Here is a 2,218-nt window from a genome sequence, read left to right as displayed (position 1 = left end):
CTCCACAGCTTAGGAGAATAATGGGCATTCAGAGAGCAATTTGCACGCTCAGGGCGCTGTGGCACTCCCCAGCTTTTGGCCACACACCCTGCAAACGCTGGGCTTCAGAGCGCCTGCCAGCGGAGCAGAGAATTGTTTGGACTTTGAAGGTGGTAGAGGGAAAGGCACTGGGAACCAACCTTCTCCACTTCGACCGTGTTCGTATAATCCCTGTCCTGCCGGCGAGACCCCGCTCTATTGGCGCTGGTGGCCCCCTCCCGGCTTTGTCGGCGGCGGGAGTAGGGGTTGGCTTGTGGGGCTCCGTCAAGCCGCACGTCCGGGGAACTGTCTTTCGAGTCGCCGGGTCCGACTGCCTGCCAGATCGCCAGGCTGGATTGTACCCGACAAATCTTGATAGGTTGCCGGTCTGGAGATCGCACGATGAACGAGGTTGAAAAGCTGGCGGTCGAGGTTGTCGCGACCGGCCTCGGCTGGCCCGAGGGCCCGACGGTGCTCCCTGACGGACGCGTTGTCATCGTCGAAAGCTATCGCAGCCAGCTGACGGCCATAGATCATGATGGAACCGCTCGCCAGTTCGCATATGTTGCGGGAGCGCCCAATGCCTGCGTTCTCGGATCGGATGGCTTGCTCTATGTCTGCCAGAACGGCGGCACGACCGGACCTTGGCGGGCCGCGGAGATGACAAAGCCATCGATCCAGCGAGTTGCCGAAGGCGGAAAGCCGGAAATCCTGCTGACCGAAGTTGCGGGCATTCGGCTGAATGGTCCAAACGATCTAGTATTTGCTGCTGATGGCCGGCTTATCTTCAGCGATCCTGGCACTTACAAACCCAGGAACCCCGACCCCAGCTACATCTTTGCCATCAACCCCGATGGCAGTGCGTACCTTGTTCTCGGCTTCGACGAACCGACCTTCCCGAATGGAGTGGCGGTCGAGGCCGACGGCTCTATCGTCTGGGGCGAGTCCTATATAGGGCGCGTCAAGCGGCAGCGTCCGGATGGTTTCGTCGAAGACCTTGGCCGCTTGCCCGGGACGAACCCGATCCCCGACGGGCTGAAGATCGGTGCCGATGGCCGCCTTTATGTAACGGATATTGCCGCCAACGGGATTCATGTGCTCAGGCCGGACGGCACAGCGGAAGGTTTCTTCATCTGCGGCAAGGCAACGACCAACTGCGTCTTCTCGGGCGAGATGCTTTGGGTGACAAATGCCGGCGTGCTGGCGACCGGCAGCGACCCCTCCTTCGATGGCACCCTCTGCTGCATGCGTGTTCCGGGAGGCGGTGGACCGACGCACCACGGTCGCATCGGCGGTAAGAAGCCGTGAGTAGCTCCTCGACTCTCTCGAACCTAGCCCCTTTGGTCAACGGCGGTGCCCCCGTTGCGGCATCGCATGCTTCGCCGGCAGCGCTGAGGCGCCTGTACAGCGTGGCCGCGGTCCGCGACGCCGCGCGGCGGACTTTGCCGCGCCCGGTGTTCGACTTCGCCGACGGCGGCGCCGAGGATGAGCGAACGCTGCGCCGGAACGAGCAGGCTTTCAACGAGGTTGCCCTTCTGCCGCGACCACTCAATGGAGCGGCAACAAGGGATCTTTCCCTTGACCTCTTCGGAGTGAAGCTTGCCATCCCGCTCGGGATCGCGCCAACCGGCCTGGCCGGTCTGTTCTGGCCCGACGGTGAGTGCGCGGCAGCCCGAGCCGCGGCGGCCGCTGGCACCTTCTACTGCGCCAGCCACGGCTCGGTGTGCACGCTGGAGGACATAGCGGCCACTGGGACCGCTCCGCGGTGGATGCAGGTGTTCGTCTATACCGATCGCGGCTTCACCCGAGAAATGGTGGATCGTGCAAGGGCGTCAGGATACGACGCGCTGGTGCTTACCATCGACAATCAGATGCTCGGCAACCGGGAACGCGACATCCGCAACGGTTTTGCTATCCCGCCGCGCTTCGGCGTGGCCGGGACGCTTGCCGCCGCCACCAAGGCGGTGTGGCTGCTGCGTATGCGCACTCGACTCCCGAAAATGACCTTCGGCAATTACGCGCGCCCCGGCGAGACGGCGACGGTCGGCGCGCTGGCGGGCCGCATGGCCTCACTGCTCGACCCCGGGCTCTCCTGGGCGGACGTTGACTGGCTGCGCACCGTTTGGCCCGGAGCGTTGTTGCTGAAGGGCATCCTGCATCCCGTCGAAGCCACCGAGGCCGTGGCGCGCGGTATCGACGG

Annotated in this window: 2 protein-coding genes; both read left to right on the top strand. The window is 63.9% G+C overall.

Annotated elements, in window-relative coordinates:
• Positions 1-420 precede the first annotated feature (420 nt).
• Entirely contained in the window at positions 421-1,326 is a 906-nt protein-coding gene (locus ACXJ7R_RS30505) for an SMP-30/gluconolactonase/LRE family protein (protein ID WP_457155062.1), read from the top strand.
• 101 nt (positions 1,327-1,427) lie between these two features.
• The coding region (locus ACXJ7R_RS30500; protein WP_457155061.1) for an alpha-hydroxy acid oxidase at positions 1,428-2,218 on the top strand (791 nt) is incomplete at its 3' end.

This window comes from Mesorhizobium sp. P5_C1, assembly GCF_054049815.1.
Note: the sequence above shows the minus strand (reverse complement) of the source record. Positions and strands in the feature narration are given on the sequence as shown.